General features: G+C 53.6%; 16 protein-coding genes. 4 read left to right on the top strand and 12 right to left on the bottom strand.

Annotation, left to right across the window (positions count from 1 at the left end; genetic code table 11):
* Positions 1-245: 245 nt before the first annotated feature.
* The 11 genes from ACILP4_RS08755 to ACILP4_RS08805 all read right to left on the bottom strand — a co-directional run bounded on the left by ACILP4_RS08755 (position 246) and on the right by ACILP4_RS08805 (position 14,270).
* A complete protein-coding gene (locus ACILP4_RS08755) occupies positions 246-2,810 on the bottom strand; it encodes a hypothetical protein (protein WP_395620341.1) in 2,565 nt (854 codons plus the stop codon).
* Positions 2,810-3,040 (bottom strand): helix-turn-helix domain-containing protein, encoded by a 231-nt coding sequence (locus ACILP4_RS08760; RefSeq protein ID WP_395620342.1) that lies wholly within the window; start codon positions 3,038-3,040, stop codon positions 2,810-2,812. The genes ACILP4_RS08755 and ACILP4_RS08760 overlap by 1 nt, the downstream gene beginning before the upstream one ends.
* Before the next feature lie 530 nt (positions 3,041-3,570).
* Positions 3,571-4,947, bottom strand: coding sequence for a tyrosine-type recombinase/integrase (locus tag ACILP4_RS08765; RefSeq protein WP_395620343.1), 1,377 nt, complete (start codon positions 4,945-4,947; stop codon positions 3,571-3,573).
* Positions 4,948-5,071: 124 nt separating this feature from the next.
* Positions 5,072-5,857 carry an enoyl-CoA hydratase-related protein gene (locus tag ACILP4_RS08770; protein WP_395620344.1) on the bottom strand — a complete coding sequence of 262 codons (786 nt, stop codon included), beginning with the start codon at positions 5,855-5,857 and terminating at the stop codon, positions 5,072-5,074.
* Positions 5,858-5,900: 43 nt separating this feature from the next.
* On the bottom strand, positions 5,901-7,067 hold the full coding sequence (locus ACILP4_RS08775; protein WP_395620345.1) for an acyl-CoA dehydrogenase family protein: 1,167 nt from the start codon (positions 7,065-7,067) through the stop codon (positions 5,901-5,903).
* Between the two features lie 15 nt (positions 7,068-7,082).
* The gene (locus ACILP4_RS08780; protein WP_395620346.1) at positions 7,083-8,240 is read right to left on the bottom strand and encodes an acyl-CoA dehydrogenase family protein; all 1,158 of its coding nucleotides are present in this window, start codon (positions 8,238-8,240) and stop codon (positions 7,083-7,085) included.
* Positions 8,233-9,099, bottom strand: a complete 867-nt coding sequence (locus ACILP4_RS08785) for a MaoC family dehydratase N-terminal domain-containing protein (protein ID WP_395620347.1) — start codon at positions 9,097-9,099, stop codon at positions 8,233-8,235. Before ACILP4_RS08785 ends, ACILP4_RS08780 begins: the two co-directional genes overlap by 8 nt.
* Positions 9,096-10,688 (bottom strand): acyl-CoA dehydrogenase family protein, encoded by a 1,593-nt coding sequence (locus tag ACILP4_RS08790; RefSeq protein WP_395620348.1) that lies wholly within the window; start codon positions 10,686-10,688, stop codon positions 9,096-9,098. Before ACILP4_RS08790 ends, ACILP4_RS08785 begins: the two co-directional genes overlap by 4 nt.
* The gene (locus tag ACILP4_RS08795) at positions 10,685-11,899 is read right to left on the bottom strand and encodes an acetyl-CoA C-acetyltransferase (protein ID WP_395620349.1); all 1,215 of its coding nucleotides are present in this window, start codon (positions 11,897-11,899) and stop codon (positions 10,685-10,687) included. The genes ACILP4_RS08790 and ACILP4_RS08795 overlap by 4 nt, the downstream gene beginning before the upstream one ends.
* A complete protein-coding gene (locus tag ACILP4_RS08800; RefSeq protein WP_395620350.1) occupies positions 11,896-13,098 on the bottom strand; it encodes a CoA transferase in 1,203 nt (400 codons plus the stop codon). Before ACILP4_RS08800 ends, ACILP4_RS08795 begins: the two co-directional genes overlap by 4 nt.
* A 17-nt stretch (positions 13,099-13,115) precedes the next feature.
* Positions 13,116-14,270 carry an acyl-CoA dehydrogenase family protein gene (locus ACILP4_RS08805; protein ID WP_395620351.1) on the bottom strand — a complete coding sequence of 385 codons (1,155 nt, stop codon included), beginning with the start codon at positions 14,268-14,270 and terminating at the stop codon, positions 13,116-13,118.
* Positions 14,271-14,577: 307 nt separating this feature from the next.
* Between ACILP4_RS08805 and cysD the strand changes: the two genes are divergently transcribed.
* From cysD to ACILP4_RS08820, 3 genes are read left to right on the top strand one after another with little or no spacing between them, the layout of a single operon-like run.
* Entirely contained in the window at positions 14,578-15,480 is a 903-nt protein-coding gene (gene cysD / locus ACILP4_RS08810) for a sulfate adenylyltransferase subunit CysD (protein ID WP_395620352.1), read from the top strand.
* Positions 15,480-17,402, top strand: coding sequence for a sulfate adenylyltransferase subunit CysN (gene cysN / locus ACILP4_RS08815; RefSeq protein ID WP_395620353.1), 1,923 nt, complete (start codon positions 15,480-15,482; stop codon positions 17,400-17,402). The genes cysD and cysN overlap by 1 nt, the downstream gene beginning before the upstream one ends.
* A complete protein-coding gene (locus tag ACILP4_RS08820; RefSeq protein WP_395620354.1) occupies positions 17,399-18,151 on the top strand; it encodes a 3'(2'),5'-bisphosphate nucleotidase CysQ in 753 nt (250 codons plus the stop codon). The genes cysN and ACILP4_RS08820 overlap by 4 nt, the downstream gene beginning before the upstream one ends.
* A gap of 16 nt (positions 18,152-18,167) precedes the next feature.
* Here ACILP4_RS08820 and ACILP4_RS08825 read toward each other — a convergent pair whose 3' ends face one another.
* A complete protein-coding gene (locus ACILP4_RS08825) occupies positions 18,168-19,607 on the bottom strand; it encodes a S41 family peptidase (RefSeq protein WP_395620355.1) in 1,440 nt (479 codons plus the stop codon).
* Between the two features lie 457 nt (positions 19,608-20,064).
* Between ACILP4_RS08825 and ahpC the strand changes: the two genes are divergently transcribed.
* Positions 20,065-20,628: an alkyl hydroperoxide reductase subunit C gene (gene ahpC, locus ACILP4_RS08830; protein WP_395620356.1), complete on the top strand. Its 564-nt coding sequence runs from the start codon at positions 20,065-20,067 to the stop codon at positions 20,626-20,628.
* Positions 20,629-20,678 lie beyond the last annotated feature (50 nt).

Here is a 20,678-nt window from a genome sequence, read left to right on the forward strand (position 1 = left end):
AGAGGGGGCCGTGGTCTGCCGATCCTTTATCCTTGCTTTGAAAGACCGCGGGGATGACCAAGCATCCGCCGTCGGCACCCACGAACCAGTGGGTAGGTGGTTAGGGGGTTTGGGGGTTTGGGGGTTTGGGGGTTTGGGGGTTTGGGGGTTTGGGGGATTTAGTTTTGCCTGTTTTCATATACGTACACATATCCTTCTCCAATTTTTCTTCTTAAGAATAAGCCTAGAGAAACCCCCAAAACCCCCTAATCACCTTCCGCAGGAGCGGCATTGGGAGATGGCGCGACCATCTCAAGGATCCAGACAGATTGCCCGCCACGCGTACCCGGGGAGAGGAATTTGCGTCCGTTAACAACGCGGTCTTCGTATTTGGAAAGCCACTTTCCAAGTTTGCGACCATTGATGCGTGCGCCCTCGCCTGCAACTGCTAGGAGTGCGTCCCGGAATTCGGGATACTTGGGCTTTTTGCTGCTGGAACCTAGGGAGACCTCTACCATCTCTTCAGCCTGCGTGTTGAGGTCCCCAGTCGTGACCCTCTTCTGGCCGATCACCTTTGTCCATTGCGCCATGACCGCCTTGATCTGGGCAAGTGCAGGATCGGCCTTGCGGACCTTTTCCATCGTATCGCAGGGATCAGCGCAGCCAAGCCAGATTAGTGCGCTGCGCACCAGGTTGGACCAGTCTGCGAAGGAACCCAGTGGCGACACCTGATGAGGACGTCCGGCAACGTGATAGGCGCGCAAGACAGTTAGGGCCGCAGCAACCATTGCTCCACGTTGCGCCAGCACAACTTCTACGGGATCGAAGGAAAATTGCCGCAACTCTGGGCGTTCAACGCCGGGATCCAACTGACAAAGCAGGGTGCGCCGGTTCATGTCTCCGAAAACGGTTAAGTTATTGCCTGTGGCGGTCATCACCGCAGCAGTTGGCACTTCGATAACCGTCGATTTACCCAGTGGGCGCACCTTCAGGGTGGACTGGGTTAAGGCTTGGCACAGAAACTCGCCACCGAGCGGGCGTTCGCAGTTGTCAATTGCGACAAAGCCATCACCTTCAAGAAACATCGAACCGAGGCGCTTTTCAAGCTCTTCTTCGGTCTTGCCTTGGGCGATAGTGGCAGCCACGCGACCTGTGCGGAGAATGCACGCAAGGTCAATGATAGTACTTTTTCCTGAACCAGCGGCAGGAGCGGAAATAGCGTGCAATGGCGCACTGCCAAGCGCGGTGCGGCACGTAGAGGTCATTAGAATAGACAGCGCAACTGAACGGTCGCTTTCAGCTACGAAGGGAAAGCTAGCCAAGGGTCTTTTGAGTATATTGAGTGCGGCAAGGGCATCAGCTTTTGTGGGTGACTGCGGTACAGCCGGAACTTTTGTCCCGCTGGGTTTGAACAACAGACCCGTACTTCCGTCGTAACCCGGAACTGCGAGAATGCTTCCATCGCGGCGGATCGTGGGTACATCGGTAAGACCCACAAGCGGAGGAAGGCGCCACTTGCCCTTGCGCGCCATATAAGTCTCCGCAATCAGAGGCGGGCAGTTAACCTTAGCGTCGCCGGACTTAACGGGCTTCACCCATTCGGCGACAGTCGTAAACGTTTCGACAAGTTCAGCTTCACTAACATCGAAAATGCGGGAATGAGAGCCTCCCGTCAGACCAACCTTCGCACGATGCATATCTCCCGTCCGAACAATGCGGCCTCCCATCTGGAAATAATCAAGGTCAGCGGCTATTAGCGCCTGCTCGACTTGATCGACCTCTTCCGCAAGAGCACCGCCCTCAATCCTGATTGTTGGTCGGTTACTGTTAGGAGGGCATGATTTGGCGAAGATTGACCCGCCGGTTGGGATGTAGCGCGCCTTAGCACGAGACAATGCGCGCTTAGCAGCGCGCAGTGGATTAGACTGATCACCGACGTGGGCGCATCCTGCATTAGCTGTATTTAGGAGGATGCCCAATATGTCATCGTCGGGATACCTATCATCGTTCATCTGGCATGCGATGCCGTAGGCCCAAGCCGAGCGGTCTGCATTGCGAAAGTGCTTATCCGGCTGGTCGAGCATCATTGACAACTTTGCCGTATCCCCACGCGACAAGTCGGCGCTCGTCAGCAAGACGATTTCGTCTGGCACGGCTACTGAAGCCCGAGCGGGCGCTGATAGCGCGGCGGTCAAAGGAAATTCGCGTTCCAGCAATTCGAGCGCGTTCAACCGATCCGGGCGCAAACTAACAAGCTTTGCCATCACGGCTACACATCCGCGCTTACGCTTTGCAGCGTTAGGATAGTTCACGGACCCCGGCACGCGAAGCAGGCGGTCGATGTTGTGGCCGCTATCTCCTGCGAACCGCTGGGCAATACCCCTGTTGATTGCCTCGACACGTTCCAGATCGTCGACATCTTCCTCCAGTTTCCAGAGGGCCTGAACACCATTACCGCTGTCCACGATGACGGTGGGCGGAGTAGGCAGGGCTTCGAGTGCGCAGATAGTAGCCGCTTTGTCGAAAGCCGAGCCATCTTTCGGCGGGTCGATGTCAACATGCGCTAACCGCGCCTTGCGAATATCCTGCTTGTTAGGCTTATTGGTCACGCCAGCGTGGCATTTGTTCGTGGTATGGTACAGCCCCCTCCCCTGCGCGTTTTGATCCACCGCCCAGTTCGTCGCAGCTTCCACGTCGCTACCGAAGTACTTGCCTGAGATATCCCCGTCAGGCGTTATGGCAGCCAGATGGATGTCCGTTTGAACAACGTCAGAGAGAAAGTTCTCAATGACATCTCGGTTGGGTTGCAGTTGTTCAAGCCCGAGTGCCATTATCGGGCGCCGCTATCATGGCAAAGTCCCGCGGTCTTTAAGTCATCGCAAACTTCTGGGGTACGGACATTCTCCCCGATGAAGTCGTCAAGGTCGGATTTTCGATAGAATATACGTCGTCCAATTTTCACGTAATTAGGACCACGTTTAATGTGGCGCCACCACTGAAGTGTAGCTGGAGGCGTACGCAAGTATTCCCCCGCTTCAATTGCTGCAAAAAGATCAACCATCTGCCGTTCCCCATCTTAATCTTGGTTTCAGATTGTGGGGGTTTGACAGAAATTGTGCGGTGCTGCCGCCTGCGTTAATTAAGACTTATTACGCAACCGCTTCAAGTGCCTGTTATAGCTAGCCTCAATGGCGGCGGCAGACCCTTGTGCATCCGTACTGACGAGTTTTTCGTGAGCCATTTTAAATGCATCTTCTCGAGTTGCACCTTGAACTCGCTCTGCCAAGAAAGAGGCTGCGACACCGTATCTCTTTAAGTCTATTCGGCGACGCTTGGTCTGCTTTTGTATGCTACCAGTCTTACCTTTGCCGGGAGCGCCATATCCGTTAACATAAGCAAAGAACATCGCGTCTAAGGCACCATCGGTGGCCCACTTAGGCAGTGGCAAGTTGTGTCGGCTACAGAAAGATATGGTTTCGCCTAGTACTTCATACTCGCCATCACTCCAATCTTTGGTCCGCTTCGCAAGCTCCCTTTGGACTTCCGCTTCCGTCAGTGGTTCGAACCCGGGCCAAGGCTCATCTTCCCTACTCACCCCTGCAACTCCATTTTTATGATTTCTCCATCTTCGGATGCGGCCTTTACTGCATCACCCCTGCGTTTGGCCGCCGCTGCTGCCGCTTGGCCGACCTCTTCACGAGTTACGTGAGCATAGCGCATGGCTGTCGCCACGCTTTTATGACCGACAATGGCCATCTGCACTGGTAGGGGTATGGAAGGATCGGTGTAGGTCTTGGTTGCAAACCAGTGACGTATGAGGTGAAGGGTAGCGTTCTCACCTGCCTCGATCTTAGCCTCGGTCATGATACGCTCCATGCCCGCTTCCAGCGTTTCAACTCGCATGGGCTTTCTAGGATCGCTGCCGTGACAAACCCAATCCACACCGACGATCCTGTCGGCCTGCTGAAGCAGCTTGCGCGCCTCACCTGTAAGTGGTTTTTCTGCGAAGCCTGTCTTGGTATCGGGCCAACGCAGAATGCTCCCTTCAAAATCGACATCGCTCCATCGCAGGTTGCAAACCTCGCCGGCTCGGCATCCGGTAGCGAAGAGCAAACGTAAGCCCAGCTTGGTAAGTGCAGAAAGAGTGCCTTCATCGATAGCCGTCAAAAGTCTAGATACCTCTCGGTCACTGAACAGCCGCTGACGCCTGCGTGTCCCTTTTAGCCGAATTCGAGCCGGGTTTTGTCCATGCTTGCGAAGCCCATTCTCCTCGGCCCAAGACATTGCAGAGGATAGTACGCGGACAGCAAGGGTCGCTTGAGTTGGCGTCGCGTTTAATTGATTATACATCGCCGCAACATACTTCGGTTCCAATGTGTCAATTTTCATTGTGCCAATGGCAGGCTTAATCAGCTTGGTCGCAAGCCTTTCATACTCAGTCCAAGTCTTAGCTTTCAGGTTAGTCTTCGCGTGATCTGAAATGAACCTGTCGAGCACGTTGGCCACCGTCATCACCTTCCGAGCCTTAATTACCTCGTCCCGTTCGGCTGCTTTGTCGGCCGCCGGATCACGACCTACATAAAAATTGCCAGCAAGCGCGGTCGCTTTTTTGTAGGCTGTGTCTAGGTCAATGGCCTTAAATGTCACACGGCGCACTTTTCCCGCTCTACCTCCCGGCGTGCGATACACAAAAACGAATGACTTATTGCCAGTGGGCCTGACACGAAGGCCAAAACCATCGATGCGATCATCCCACATCACATATTCCCGCTCCGCTGGCTGCGCTTCGGCAACTGTCGCTTTGGAAAGACGAACCTTCTGGCTTCGCATAGCTTCAATCTCCATCAGGGAAACACTGGGGCAACACAAATCCCCATTCCTGACAAATCTTATCAAATGTAATCGTTGCTGTGAAGTATTTTTTTCGATTAAATAACTGATTTTTATAACTATACCAATCTTACTCAAAGTTATTCAAACGTAAACAAGACAAACTTTTAATCAGTAGGTCGCTGGTTCGAACCCAGCAGGGCTCACCATATAAATGGGGAGTGAAACCCAGTATAGGGCACCGCCCCCGGTTTCGAGTCCATTACTGGCCGGTGAACTCTGCTTTGCGCTTTTCCACGAATGCTTTGGTGCCTTCAACAGCATCGCTTGAACTGCCGGCAATGCGTTGCCCTTCGGCTTCGGCGAGCAATTGTTCAGCGTAAGAGTTTTCCAACGCGGTCAGGATGTTTTTGCGCATCACAGCATATGCGACGGTCGGGCCGTTGGCGAGCCGGGTTGCCAGAGCGCGCGCTTCTGAATGCAACGCTTCATCTTCGACGCATTTGTAGATCATGCCCCAATCAGCTGCTTTTTCACCGCTGATTTTTTCTCCGAGCAGCATCATTTCCGTTGCGCGCGCTTTGCCAACCAAGCGTGGTAGCATCCAAGAGGCACCACCATCGGGGACGAGGCCGATATTCACAAACGCCTGAAGAAAATAACCGGATTTGCCCGCGATGACAAAATCACCGCATAGACCGATAGAGCAGCCGACCCCGGCTGCAGCGCCGTTGATGGCCGTGACAATGGGCATATTCAAACGCGCGAGGTTCATCATCAGCGGGTTATAATGCCGCGTCAGTGCGATGTAGCTACCTTCCCCGCGGGCAACCGATCGATCGCCGCGTGCGGAGAGATCCGCGCCAGAACAAAAGCCACGTCCTGCGCCCGTAATGACAAGACAACGGGCATCACCCAGACCATTGGAAACGGCATCGTTTATTTCACCCGCCATTTCGAGCGAACAAGCGTTCATGCGTTCAGGGCGATTGAGGGTGATAGTTGCAATCTTGTCGGCAACATCCAAAGTGATCGTTTCATAAGTCATAATTAGGCGCCCTCCTCCGGCGTTCGTATTCCTGTCGGCTAATTCAGTCGCGCGTCCCGAGCAAGTCTCGTGCAACCACCCAATTGTGAATTTCGCTTGGCCCATCATAAATGCGCATCGTCCGCAACTTGTTGGACAGCAGATATAGCGGCATTTCACGCGTCATCCCCATCCCGCCAAACATCTGCATCGCATGGTCGACAATGTTATAGGCAGTTTCGGTACAATAGGATTTGATCATCGAAATTTCTTGTCTGGTGTCACGCCCTTCATCTATTTTCCATGCGCAATCATATGTCATCAATCGCATGGCATGAATCCGCGTAGCGGCATCAGAAACCCAATTCTGCACCGTTTGGCGGGACGATAAAGGTTTGCCAAAGGTCACGCGCTGCGGCGCATATTCGATCATCATATCAAGCGCGCGCTGCGCCATACCAATTGACCAAGAGGCCATTTCTATCCTTCTGGTACCCAACCGGATATGCATAGGTAAAAACCCCTGTCCGCGTTTGCCGAGCAGTTTCCAGCCTGGGACGCGGCAATCGTCGAGCGCAATTTCATAGGTCGCAGTGCCGTCAATCATTGGTATTTTGCGTAAGACATTGAAGCCCGGCGTGTCGCGGTCGACCAGAAATGCCGACATGCCATTCCGGCCTTCGGCATTTTTGTCTGTCACGGCCATCAATATGGTAAAATCGGCCTCATCCGCCTTTGTGATCCAAATTTTGCGCCCGTTGATGATCCAGTCATCGCCATCCTGAACTGCGCTGGTCTTCATCAATTGCGGGTCGGCTCCGGCACCCGGCTCCGATATCCCAATGGCAGATATCGTTTCGCCGCGCACATAAGGCGCCAGATAATGTTCGCGCTGCTTTTCGTCCGCAGCAGCCATCATCATGCGTAAATTAGGCGAGTCTGGTGGGATTGTGTAAGGCGTAACCGTCCGTCCAAGTTCTTCACCAACACCAACCATAGCGACCATCGGCAAGTTCATGCCGCCTACTTCCTCTGGCGCATCTAGTCCCCATAGGCCCAGATCCTTCGAAACAAGATCGACACGCGCCTGTTCTTCTTTGGTCAGATAACTGCCTTTGCCTGCGGTCTCGCGCGCCAGCACATCGCTTTCCAGCGGCATAAGATGGGCGTCCACAAATTTGCGGACAAGATCTTTGAGCATCTGATGCTCTTCAGCGAGTGCGAAATTCATGGGCATATCCTTGACTTAATAGCTGCGCGGAAGACCGAGAACATGCTCGGCAAGATAGCTGAGGATCAGGTTGGTGCTAATCGGGGCAACGGTATACAGGCGCGCTTCGCGGAATTTTCGTTCGACATCATATTCCTCTGCAAAACCAAAGCCGCCGTGCGTTTGCACGCACATATCCGCCGCGGCCCAGCTTGCCTCAGATGCTAGAAGCTTCGCCATATTCGCCTCTGCTCCCGAATTACCGCCCGTGTCAAATACCTGCGCCGCATGATGGACCATCAATTCTGCCGCACACATTTGTGCGTAGCAGCGCGCGATCGGAAACTGCACACCTTGGTTCTGACCGATGGAGCGGCCAAACACATTGCGCTCTTTGGAGTAATCCGTCGCTTTTTTGATGAACCATTTGGCATCACCAATACATTCGGCGGCAATCAATATCCGCTCGGCATTCATGCCTGAAAGGATATAACGAAACCCCTTGCCTTCCTCACCGACCAAGGCGGATGCTGGAATCCGCATGTCATCGAAGAAAATTTCGGTTGTTGAGTGGTTCATCATTGTGCGGATCGGTTTGATCGTCATACCGTTGCCAACGACCTTGCGCATATCAACCAAGAAAATGGACAGACCTTCGGTCTTACTGGCCACCTCTTCACGAGGCGTTGTGCGGGCAAGTAGGAGCATCAGGTCGGAATATTCCGCACGACTGGTCCAAATTTTCTGGCCGTTGATGACGTAATCATCGCCATCCCGAACCGCGACAGTACGCAGCGAAAGCGTATCGGTACCGCTGGTCGGTTCCGACACACCAAAGGCCTGCAACCGCAACTCTCCGGTGGCGATGCGCGGCAGATACTCCTGCTTCTGTTCTGGACTGCCATATTTAAGCAATGTGCTCATAATGTACATCTGCGCATGGGCTGAAGCGCCATTACAGCCGGACGCTTGGATTTCTTCCATGATCACAGCCGCGGCATCAAGCTTTAGCCCTGATCCCCCATAGACTTCAGGAATGAGCGCAGCAAGAAACCCCGCATTGGTGAGTGCATCGACAAATTCACCGGGATACGCACGCTCATGGTCTTTTTTCCGCCAATATTCGCCAGGAAACTCCGCGCATAATGCCTGGACCGCACGGCGTATTTCGCTGATATCTGGGCTTTCAGACATTCGGTTGTTTCCTTTGCGCGGTTGCCGCCGTGACTTGCCGACCATCTGCGGCAAAGGCGGCCATTTCGATTTCATTCCCCGATCCACGCATCACAAGATGCAAAGCCTCACCACAGATTGCCGGTGAGAGGCCCCGGTAGGAAAAATGTGCCAACGCATTATCGCCGAATTCCCGTCGCGCCAAATCCAGCAACAATGTCGCCGTCAACGGACCGTGGACAACCAGCCCACGATAGCGCTCTTGGCCTTGCGTATAAGGCAGATCATAATGAATCCGATGGCTGTTGAACGTCAGTGCGGAGAAGCGGAATAAAAGCGGTTCGGTTGGAACGAGTATCCGGTGCGTGTTCCAACCTTCTGCATCAAAGCTTCCCACATCATTTTCAGGCGGTGATAAATCGGCGTCTGGCGCGGCAGCTTCGCGATATACAATGCTCTGCACCTCGCGAACCGCAATGCCGGCTTCGCCAAAAGTTTCATGGGCGACATCGACAAACAATAATTGGCCAGATCCGCCTGATTTTTCGGTGATGGATTGGATACGCGACGTGCGGGTAACGGCTTCACCCAACTTCAGCGGCGCGTAAAAATCGACTTTGCTCGATGCCCACATGCGGCGCGGCAAGGGTACCGGCGGAAGGAAACTTTGCGGGCTGTCATCACGCACAGGGTGGCCGTCTGGTCCCAGTTGCGCGGTTGCTGCGTCTGATACGCATATGCACCAATGTAGGCCCTGCGGCACCGTGGCATCGCCGATAGCGCAACGATCAAAAGTCGCAAGCCAGCGCGCCACCAAAGCATGGTCAATGCGATCTGTCCGCACGTCTTCGCGTCCAATCCAAGCGTCCCATGCACTCATTCGTTGCGACCTCCCATCAGACCTTTGGCGATGACCTGCGCCTGAATTTCTGCGGCACCTTCAAAGATATTCAGGATCCGCGCGTCACACAAAACACGGCTGATTTCATATTCCAGCGCATAGCCATTGCCGCCATGAATTTGCAGTGCGGCATCGGCATTGCTCCACGCCGCGCGGGCGGCCAGCAGCTTCGCCATGCCCGCCTCAATATCGCAGCGTTTACCGGAATCCTTGGCGCGTGCTGCTGCGTAAGTGAGTTCACGCGCCATCACGAAATCAGCCAAGCTCATGGCTATTTTGTCGGCAACACGTGGGAAACCAATAATCGCTTTGCCGAATTGCTTGCGGTTGGTGGCATAGTTCAGACCCAGCTCTAACGCGCGCTTGGCAACACCGACGGCCCGCGCCGCTGTTTGGATTCGCGCACCTTCAAATGTGCGCATCAATTGCTTAAAACCCTGCCCTTCTTCGCCGCCCAGCAAGGCGTCATCCGGGGCAATCATGCCATCAAATTGCAACGCATATTCCCGCATGCCGCGGTAGCCCAGCACTTCAATCTCGCTGCCTGACATGCCCGTCGCCGGAAACGGGTCGCTATCCGTTCCGCGCGGCTTGGGGACGAGCAGCATCGACAGCCCGGCATAGCCTTTCGCATCGGGCACCGTGCGTGCCAGCATCGTCATCAGGTCAGAGCGACTTGCATGGGTGATCCAGGTCTTTGCCCCGTCAATGATCCAATTTCCATTATCGCGGCGCGCCCGTGTCTGTAACGCGCCAAGGTCAGAGCCCGTATCCGGCTCCGTAAAGACAGCCGTCGGCAGTATTTCTCCACTTGCGATCTTTGGGAGCCAATAGGCCTTTTGCGCGCGCGTACCCCCCATCGCTATCAACTCGCCCGCAATTTCTGACCGCGTGCCAATCGACCCGGCGCCAATCCAACCGCGTGACAGCTCTTCTGTCACCACGCACATCACGAGCTTTGATAATCCCAAACCACCATATTCGGTGGGAATACATACCCCAAAAGTCCCGAGCTGCGCCATTTCAGCGATGGTTTCATTGGGAATGAGGTCATTCGCAAGGTGCCATTTGTGGGCGTTTGGCAATATTCTGCTCGTTGTAAATCGCCGATATTGTTCGCGGACCGCGTCCAGTTCGGCGTCTTGCAGATTCTCGCTGGGCATCTGACCATCGGACAAAGCCTGCGCCACTGCAGCCCGCGTTTTGGCTTGATCCCTGTCGAGCCAAAAGGTGCAGTTGTCGGCAAGTGTCTGTGCGGCAGTGCTCATCCCCAGATCGACAGGCCGGAAAATTTCATTTTGCCCCATCGGTAACCCGCCGGCGAGCTGCCACAATGTTTCCGAGAAAATTAGCGATGCTATGTGTTGGTCAAGCCCTGTCCCACCGTCATTGTTCTCAAGCCAGCGGCTGACTGCTTCCAATGCGGCAACGCTGGTTGCTACCCAGGCAAAACCATGCGCAGCACGTTGCTCGCTATCAATATCACCCTGTGTCACACGCGCAGCGAGTGCCGATTTTGCCGCGTCGCGATAGCCCTCAGCGGCTTTTAAACCGGCCGCAAAACTCATGCGCGTTCAAATACCGCCGCAATCCCCTGACCGCCGCCAATGCACATCGTTTCTAGGCCGAAACCGACGTCCCGGCGATGCATTTCACGCGTCAGGTTCGCCAATATCCGACCACCGGTTGCACCAATGGGGTGACCAAGCGAAATGCCGGAACCGTTTACATTGAGCATGTCATGACGACTGTCATCATCCGACCAGCCCCATCCCTTGAGACAGGCCAGCACTTGCGGCGCAAATGCCTCATTCAACTCGACAAGGCCGATGTCGTTCCAACTCAAGCCGTTGCGCGCAAACAGACGTTGCGTCGCAGGAACCGGACCATAGCCCATGCGCGAAGGCTCGCAGCCAGCTGCGGCCCAACTGTGGAAAAAAGCTATGGGTTCTAACCCAAGCTCTTCCAACTTGTCTTCGGCGACAACAAGACAAGCCGCGCCTGCGTCATTTTGCTGGCTCGCATTGCCTGCCGTAACAACGCCACCTTCAAGCGGACGTAAGGCAGCCATTGTTTCGAGCGTCGCATCAGCACGATAGCCTTCATCATGATCAAAGATGATTGGATCGCCTTTTCGTTGCGCGATGCTGACGGGCACCAATTCATCGTCAAACAGACCATTTGCCCATGCTGCCGCCGCACGCTGGTGCGATCGGGCCGCATATGCGTCACACGCTTCGCGACTAATGCCATGGTCCTTGGCCAGATTTTCGGCTGTTTCAATCATACCGGTGATCACGCCAAAGCGTTCAACTGGCTGGCTCATGACGCGTCCACGAGTCAACCGGTCATGCAAGGTTAGATTGCCTGCCCGAACGCCTTTGCGAATATCGGTCGTGTAATGTTCGACGTTGGACATGCTTTCGCATCCGCCTGCGACCACCACATCGCTAACGCCCGTTTGAACCATCATAGCGGCGTTCACAATTGCTTGCAGGCCAGATCCGCAACGACGGTCGACTTGATAGCCAGGCACCTCAATCGGAAGGCCCGCCGCAAGCCACGCCCAATGTCCAATGCACGGTGCTTCTCCATTGCCATAGCCTTGGGCAAATACCACGTCGTCCACGTGCGACGGATCAATCTTTGTCTTTTCGATCAATGCCTTAAGGATGATACCGCCCAAGTCACCTGCGTTGAGTGAGGATAAAGCACCGCCAAATTTGCCGACGGGTGTACGGATGGGTGCAACAATAGCGGCACGGCGAAGCTTAGTCATTTGGCAATTCCTATTATTCCAGAGTCGATAAGACGAGCGATTTCGCCCGAGGACAGGCCGAGCGAAGTACTCAATATTTCCTCGCTATGCTCCCCATTGCGCGGCGCTGCCTTTGCGTCGCCACGCTGCAATTGGGGAATACTGCCAAAAGCACCAGCAGCAGGATAATTGAAGCCCGATGGGTTTGCGTCAAAGTCGCTAAACATAGGGTTATTGCCGACCAAGCGTGGATCATGCGCAGCGTCCAACATGGTTCGATAGGCCGAATGAACAATTCCGGCCTCATCAAGCGTTGCAGCCATCGCCGCGTGATCGAGCGAACCAATCGCCCGTTCAAACAAAGGATAAAGCGCATCGCGATGATCAAAGCGATGCCCATCGTCTTTGGCGAAACTAACGCCTCGCTCCGCCTCTATAGCCTCCACTTGAGTTGCCAAACCAAGCGCACCGATTAGATTTGCCCATTGGCGGTGTGTGACAACGACAATCATCGTGCGAATATTGTCTTTGGTTACAAAGTCCCGCCCGAACAATCCATAGACCGCGTTGCCGAGCCGAGGACGATTGGCATTATTATGCAACACTTCGGCAATACCGCCCAGATTGGCAACGGTTCCTATGGCCACGTCCGACAGGGGAATGCGAACCTCACTACCCGCGCCGGTCTGTTCCCGCCTACGAATGGCCGCCAGCATTGCAAATGCCGCATAGGCGCCACTGATGACATCCCAAGCAGGCAACACATGATTGACGGGTTCCGGGCCAGGCCCAGTCATCATGGGATAGCCAACGGCGTTATTCACCGTGTAATCCAGTGCAGGCGCCCCGTCGGCCCATCCCATGACCCGAACGGTCACCAGATCAGCGCGTCCCTCCGCTAGTTTTGCGTGCGAAAGAAAGCCCTCTGCGGGAAAGTTGGTGATGAACTGACCGGTTGCCCGAACCAATTCCTGCAGAATTTCACGCCCCTGAGGACTGGACAGATCAAGCGCGACCGATTTTTTAGCGCGGTTTAGATTTTCCCAATAGAGCGAGTCATTCGCCTCAGTCACTGGCCAGCGATGATAATCCGGGCCGCCGCCAACCTGATCGACACGGATTACCTCTGCCCCGAATTGCGCGCAATACAGACCAGCTGTCGGCGACGCCACAAAGGACGACGCCTCGATAATCTTCAAACCGTCTAACAAATCATACATACATCAGGCTTCCGACATCAGGATTGGGCAGCCCATTCACGCAGCATATGTTTAGCAATCTGAAGCTGCAAAATTTGCGTTGTGCCTTCATAAATCCGGTAAATGCGGGCGTCACGGTAGAAACGTTCCGCGTCATATTCTGCAAGATAGCCAGCGCCACCATAAATCTGAACCACGCGGTCAACAACCCGACCACACATTTCGGTAGCAAACACCTTTGCAGCAGCAGCCTTACGCAAGACATTCTCGCCTGCATCAGCGCGACGTGCAGCGTCATCGAGCATACACTCGGCAGCATAGATTTCGATGTCGCTATCCGCCAGCATTTGTTGGATAAGTTGGAAGTTGGCAATCGGTTCGCTAAACGCCTTACGTTCATTCGCGTAGCGCAGCGCGCTATCGAGCGCACGGCGGGCATATCCCGTTGCAGCAGCTCCCACGGACAGACGCCCATTGTCGAGGCTCTGCATCGCAAAAGCAAAGCCCTTACCTTCTTCGCCGCCCAATATGGCATCGGCAGGCAATTTCACATCTTCCATGATGATATCGGCAATATGGCTTCCCGCCTGCCCCATTTTTTTATCGGACTTACCAACGGTGACGCCCGCGGTGTCCATAGGAACAATAAAGGCCGAAACATGGGCATTTTTGGGAAGTGCTTCTTTGCTGGTGCGCGCCATAATAAGGGCGACCTTAGCAAATGGCGCATTGGTGATGTAACGCTTGGTCCCATTTAATACCCAGCCATTACCGGATTTCACCGCGATGGTCTGCATGGCAGCAGAATCCGAGCCGGACCCTGGCTCGGTCAAACCAAAAGAGGCAATTTCACCCGCTGCCAAGCGCGGTAGCCATTCAGATTTCTGTGCGTCAGTGCCGCCATTTTTGAATGCCGAACAGACCATCCCGATGTTGATAGATGCGATTGACCGATAACAGGGCATAGCATAGCTCAATTCACGGATCGTGCGGATATATTGCTGAATATTCATTCCCGCGCCGCCATATTCTTCGGGCATCGTTAAGCCAAACAGACCCATGTCACGCATTTCGGTAAGGATCAGGTCCGGAATAATGTCTGTTTCGAGAATTTCCTTCTCCGCCGGAATTAACCGTTCGCGAACATAGCGTTGAAGCTGCGCAATAAACTGTTCGAAAATGTCGTTATCCATGATGTCCGCTTCCCCTCAGATCCAAAAATATCATTTCCGTATGCGCTCTCTACTGACCAATCTTGCATCGTAAATTCGAAAAACTGTTTGGCAAAGCCGTGACATTAGGTTCAACATTTGTCGACTGAAATGCTACTTCCCCATTCCGCTCGATACGGATAGATGTCATGACTCTTGGGTCCAGACTTTGTAATCACTTGCATTTGGTTGCCTTCGCTAAAACAGCGATATTCGCGCATGCAAGAATGTCTTGTTTGCCCGACGCCATGAATCGTGACTATGAGGCGCATAGGAAGAATATCAAACTATGACCAAAACCCTGACGCATCTTGCCCGCCTTGAGGCAGAAGCAATCCACATCATGCGGGAGGTTGTTGCCGAAGCTGACAAGCCGGTGATGCTGTATAGCGTGGGTAAGGACAGCGCCGTAATGCTCCATTTGGCGCGCAAGGCATTCTATCCGGCGCCTCCACCATTTCCATTGCTTCATATCGATACAACATGGAAGTTCAAGGCGATGTACGCTTTGCGCGCAAAGGCTGCGCGCGATGCAGGCATGGAATTGTTGGTCTACCAAAACCCCGAGGCGATCGCGCGCGGCATCAACCCATTCGATCACGGATCATTGCATACCGATATTTGGAAAACCGAAGGGCTTAAGCAAGCGCTCGACCAATATGGTTTTGACGTCGCCTTTGGTGGAGCAAGGCGTGACGAGGAAAAGAGCCGGGCCAAGGAACGCATATTCTCTTTTCGCACTGCGAGTCATATTTGGGACCCAAAGAACCAGCGGCCCGAATTATGGAACCTCTATAATGCCCGCAAGGCGAAAACAGAGAGCATAAGGGTCTTCCCTATCTCAAACTGGACCGAGCTCGATATCTGGCAGTATATCCATCTTGAGAATATCGAGATTGTGCCGCTCTATTTCAGCGCACCGCGCCCCACGGTCACACGCGACGGCATGCTTTTGATGGTCGATGATGAACGTTTCCCGTTGAAAGACGGAGAGGTTCCCGTTGAACGCTCGATCCGTTTCCGCACGCTTGGCTGCTATCCGCTAACGGGCGCTGTCGAGAGCATGGCATCAACCTTGCCCGAAGTTATCCAGGAAATGCTGCTAACCACCACCTCCGAACGCCAAGGGCGTGCGATTGACCATGATCAGGCCGCCAGCATGGAGAAAAAGAAACAGGAGGGCTATTTCTGATGTCAGATGCGCCCCCCCATAATAGCATTTATAAAACCGATAAGCTTATTGCTTCGGATATCGATGCCTATCTGAATGTCCACCAGCATAAGTCGCTGTTGCGGTTCATCACCTGCGGCTCCGTAGATGACGGCAAATCGACGCTTATCGGTCGATTATTGTACGATTCTAAAATGATTTTTGAAGATCAACTTGCGTCTTTGGAAACCGATTCCAAACGGATGGGCACGCAAGGCCAGGAAATCGACTTTGCCTTGCTTGTAGACGGCCTTGCAGCCGAGCGTGAGCAAGGCATCACGATCGACGTCGCCTACCGATTTTTCGCCACTGAAAAGCGGAAATTCATCGTTGCCGATTGCCCCGGTCATGAACAATATACACGCAATATGGTAACGGGCGCATCAACGGCGGACCTTGCTGTAATCTTGATCGACGCCCGAAAAGGCGTACTCGTCCAAACGCGGCGTCATAGCTACCTTGCCAAGTTATTGGGCATTAGAAACATCGTTCTGGCCGTGAACAAGATGGATCTGATCGATTATAATCAGGCGAAATATGATGCCATCGTCGCAGAATATACCGCATTTGCGAATAGTATCGGCATACAAGATTTTACCGCCATGCCGATTTCCGGTTTCAAAGGCGATAACATTACAGAGCGTTCGGTCCATATGCCATGGTATGCAGGGCAACCGCTGATAACGCATTTGGAGACCGTCGCGCTCGACAATGACGCGGACCAGGCCAAGCCATTGCGTATGCCGGTACAATGGGTCAACCGACCCAATCTGGATTTTCGTGGATTTTCAGGTCAGATCGCAACCGGCACACTGCGTCCCGGTGATGCTATTCGAGTGCTGCCGTCCGGAAAGATGTCAACGATCACCAAGATCGTCACACTGGATGGCGAGCTTAGCGAAGCTGTTGCAGGTCAATCGGTCACCCTGTGCTTTGCAGATGAAATCGACTGTTCGCGCGGAGATGTGATTGCCGCAGCAGACAATCCACCCGAGGTGTCCGACCAGTTTGAAAGCACCATTGTCTGGATGGCTGACGAGGCTTTGGTTCCGGGGCGGGCCTATTGGCTGAAGCTTGGGACGCAAACGGTTTCCGCTACCGTTCAGTCGCCAAAATACACAATTAATGTAAATAATATGGAGCATATGGCCGCCAAGACGTTGGAACTCAACGCCATTGGGGTCGCGGAAGTATTGACCGACAAACCAATTGTGTTCGAACCCTATGCGAACAATCATGTTTTGGGCGGATATATTCTGATCGACAAGATCACCAATGCGACCGTTGCGGCCGGCATGCTGCACTTTTCTCTGCGTCGTGCACAAAATGTTCATTGGCAAACAACCGACATTGGTCGCGAGGCACATGCCGCGCTTAAAAACCAAAAGCCGAAGATTTTATGGTTCACCGGTCTTTCCGGTTCGGGTAAATCGACAATTGCCAATGAAGTGGAAAAGACACTCAATTTGCTGAACCGGCATACATTTTTGCTCGATGGCGACAATATCCGCCATGGCCTCAATAAGGATTTGGGCTTTACCGAAACCGACCGGATTGAAAATATTCGCCGAGTGGGGGAAGTTGCAAAGCTGATGACTGATGCCGGCCTTATTGTTTTGACTGCGTTTATTTCGCCGTTCCGCGCGGAACGTGATATGGTGCGCGCGATGATGCCTGAGGGTGAGTTTGTCGAAATATTCGTCGACACACCACTTGAGGTCGCGGAAGCGCGCGATGTGAAAGGGCTATATAAAAAGGCTCGCGCTGGACAATTGAAGAATTTTACGGGTATCGACAGTCCCTATGAGCCACCCGAAAAACCTGACATCCGCGTGAATACGGTTGAAATGAGTCCTGTCGAAGCCGCTGAACATATCGTTCGCCAACTAATGCCGTTAAAATGAGTATTATCGCCGACGATAGCGCATTGGCCGCGTATTTAGCCGAAAGTGCTGGAAAATTACTGTTGCAAGTACGCGACAGCGGGCTGCTATCATTGCATGCGCTTGGCAAGGCTGGCGATCAAACTGCCAACCAATTTCTGATCCATGCGCTTGCCGAGCAACGGCCTGACGACGGATTGCTCTCGGAGGAAAGCAAGGACACCAAGGCGCGCCTATCAAAATCCCGCGTGTGGATCATCGACCCTGTTGATGGCACTCGCGAATATGGTGAAGGCCGCACTGATTGGGCCGTCCACGTTGCACTCGCCATAAATGGCGCGCCGGTAATTGGTGCGGTTGCACTTCCCGGCTTAGATATTGTTTTGAGAAGCGACCAGCCTACCGAAATCCCAGCCGTACCAAAAAAACTGCGCATGGTGGTCAGCCGCACCCGGCCCGCAGCAGAAGCCTTGACCGTAGCAAACGCTTTAGGCGCTGATTGCATTCCAATGGGTTCCGCCGGCGCTAAGGCAATGGCAGTCGTGCGTGGTGAGGCGGACATCTACCTGCACAATGGCGGGCAGTATGAATGGGACAATTGCGCGCCAGCTGCCGTTGCCGCCGCTTTTGGCCTGCACGTAAGCCGTATTGATGGTAGCGCTTTGGTCTATAATCAGGCGGATACTTACATCCCGGACTTGCTGATTTGTCGCAAAGAGCATGCCCAGAGCGTATTGCACGCGCTAAAGGCAGCCACGTCGGCTGACTGAGCGCATCCTCGATGCCTTAAAACAACCCCGGAACCTCACGCTGCGCTGTGCTGGCGTTTGTCGGCGCAGGTAAAACACGACGTTCGTTTCGTGCATTTGCGCTTTGCGCGCTTTGAGCCAGCGCGATTGGCGTGCAACTGCGTCCGGCCACGAAATCCAGCGCCGTGCGAAGCGATGCCTCTTGCGGGTCGCCCAATGGTCGGGTGATATCGTCATTCGCCGCACAAGTGGCGCGCATGGTGCCTGCAAGGCCCGAAAAATAATCACCCTGCCCGGCAGCATTTTCTTTCGCAAAGGCAACAACGCGAATTCTGTCATCACAAGCTGTCAGATCAAGCCCAATCTGCCCGACGGGCTTGCCGAAACTGTTGCTGCCAATCAAAGCGGCATTGACCCCGAGAAACGGCGCGAAGCTGGCCGCCACCAATTCGCTGGCGGAGGCAGTAGTGTTGGTAGAGATGAACGCTATCTTCACGGGTGACACCGATTGTGCCTGCGGCGCAAAACGGCGCGTTTCGTTTTGGGATGACTTGGATGCGCGGAAACGCGTTACTGAGAAAATATCGCTGCTCGATCTGTTGCCACCAAGCAAGTCGCCCATCACCTCCGCCGTTGAGACAAGCCCGCCGCCATTATAGCGGAAATCAATAACGAAATTTGTAATGCCCTGTGCCCGGAAATCCGAAAACGCGGTCCGCAATTGATTGTCAGCGGTCGAAATAAACGTGCGCATATTGATATAACCGACACGCTGTCCGCCGCCATTGTCGATGATTTTAACCCCATAACGCGACGACAGAGGCCTAACTTCATATTCTGCTTTGGCCACGGTGACATTGCGTGTGCCGGTTGCGTCAGTAATGCGCAATACGCGGCTGGTCCCAACGGTATTCGGACCTAAAGCGCTGGATACGCCCCCAGAGCCTTGCGTCGCCATGATGTCAGATACCAGCTGGATATTCGAAGAATCTGTGCCGATTCCTAAAATTTCCGTGCCTCGGTCAATACCAGTAGCAAGCGCTGGCGCGCCCTCAAAGGCCTCTATGACGAATAAGCGTGTGCCTTGATAGGAGAGACGCAAGCCAAAACCGGCTGTCGCACCTGACGAGAAATAGGCGTTTTCCTCTTGGATAGAGGTAATATAAGTGAAATACCGGTCACGTCCCTGGCCACGCGCTGTCGCGGTTAAGGCATTAATATATTCATTGACCGTGCTGTAAGCTGCGGGGCTGAGTGTGGTCGGCAGTGTTTCTGGAAATAAATACCATTCATTCAGGACGGACGCCGCAAAATTCTGCCGATTGAGCAAACTACAAGTCGAAGTAGGCGGCGGCGGCGAAGGGGGCGTTGGTGGAACGGTGATTGTGTCGTTACCCGAACCACTTCCGCCGCCGCCACATGCCGAAACGCTTGCAGCCAGTACAAGTATGATGCTGCTTAATGCCCGTCTTTTCATAATCTGATCCAATTATCCTTGCACCGTCCCGACGCTTTATAGGTGCACGGGTTGCGCCCTATTCACAAGTAACTTTTCTACCTTAAACCACCGAATAACTGCTATTTCTTGTAAAATCTTTTGATACTCGGCTTTGCCAAATGGCCTGGAACATGGTGACAGACATCACCAGAAGCATGCTGCTGAATGGAGTAAGGCATCTGCGACATCTTATTTGGGCAGTATCACTTGGCTGGCTTTCTTGTTAGCCAGTCGGTTAAGGTGCTTGTGGATCTTAACGCCATCCTTGCGCGCGATATGTGCCTTATTCGCACATTCGAAAGCGGATGTTGAATAGGTTTATTATCGACAAAAGCGATTAGTCATTGCAAAAAGCGTTGCTAGACTATCGCAAGAAAATCGTGTTCAGGGACGGCAGTCTAAATCAACCTCTCCTCAACTAAAAAGGGTAAGTTACATGGGTATCATTGGTACAAGCATTAAGCCATTCACTGCGCAATCCTATAAGGCAGGCAAGTTTGTCGAAGTCTCGGACGCCGACGTTAAGGGCAAATGGGCCGTCTTTTTCTTCTATCCAGCTGACTGGACCTTCGTCTGCCCAACCGAATTGGAAGACCTTGCCAACCAATATGCAGATCTGCAAGGCATGGGCGTTGAAGTCTATTCGGTATCGACCGACACGCATTTCAGCCACAAAGCATGGCATGATGGCTCGCCAGCGATCGGCAAGATCAATTTCCATATGCTCGGCGACCAAAACCACGTCATCAGCAACAATTTCGGCGTGTTGCGCGAAGGTCAGGGCCTTGCAGACCGTGCGACCTTTGTCGTCGATCCAGACGGTGTCATCCAGGTTATGGAAATCACCTGTGAAGGCGTTGGCCGCAATGCAGTTGAACTCGTCCGCAAGATTAAGGCCGCGATTTACGTTCGTGAAAATCCAGGTCAGGTTTGCCCTGCAAAGTGGGAAGAAGGCAGCGAAACGCTTGCACCTTCGATCGACCTCGTCGGCAAGATCTAATCAAAATTCCGGGTGCCGTGCAAACAGCGTGGCACCCGATAAACCGTTAT

Source organism: Sphingorhabdus sp. (assembly GCF_044239045.1).
Classification (GTDB): domain Bacteria; phylum Pseudomonadota; class Alphaproteobacteria; order Sphingomonadales; family Sphingomonadaceae; genus Sphingorhabdus_B.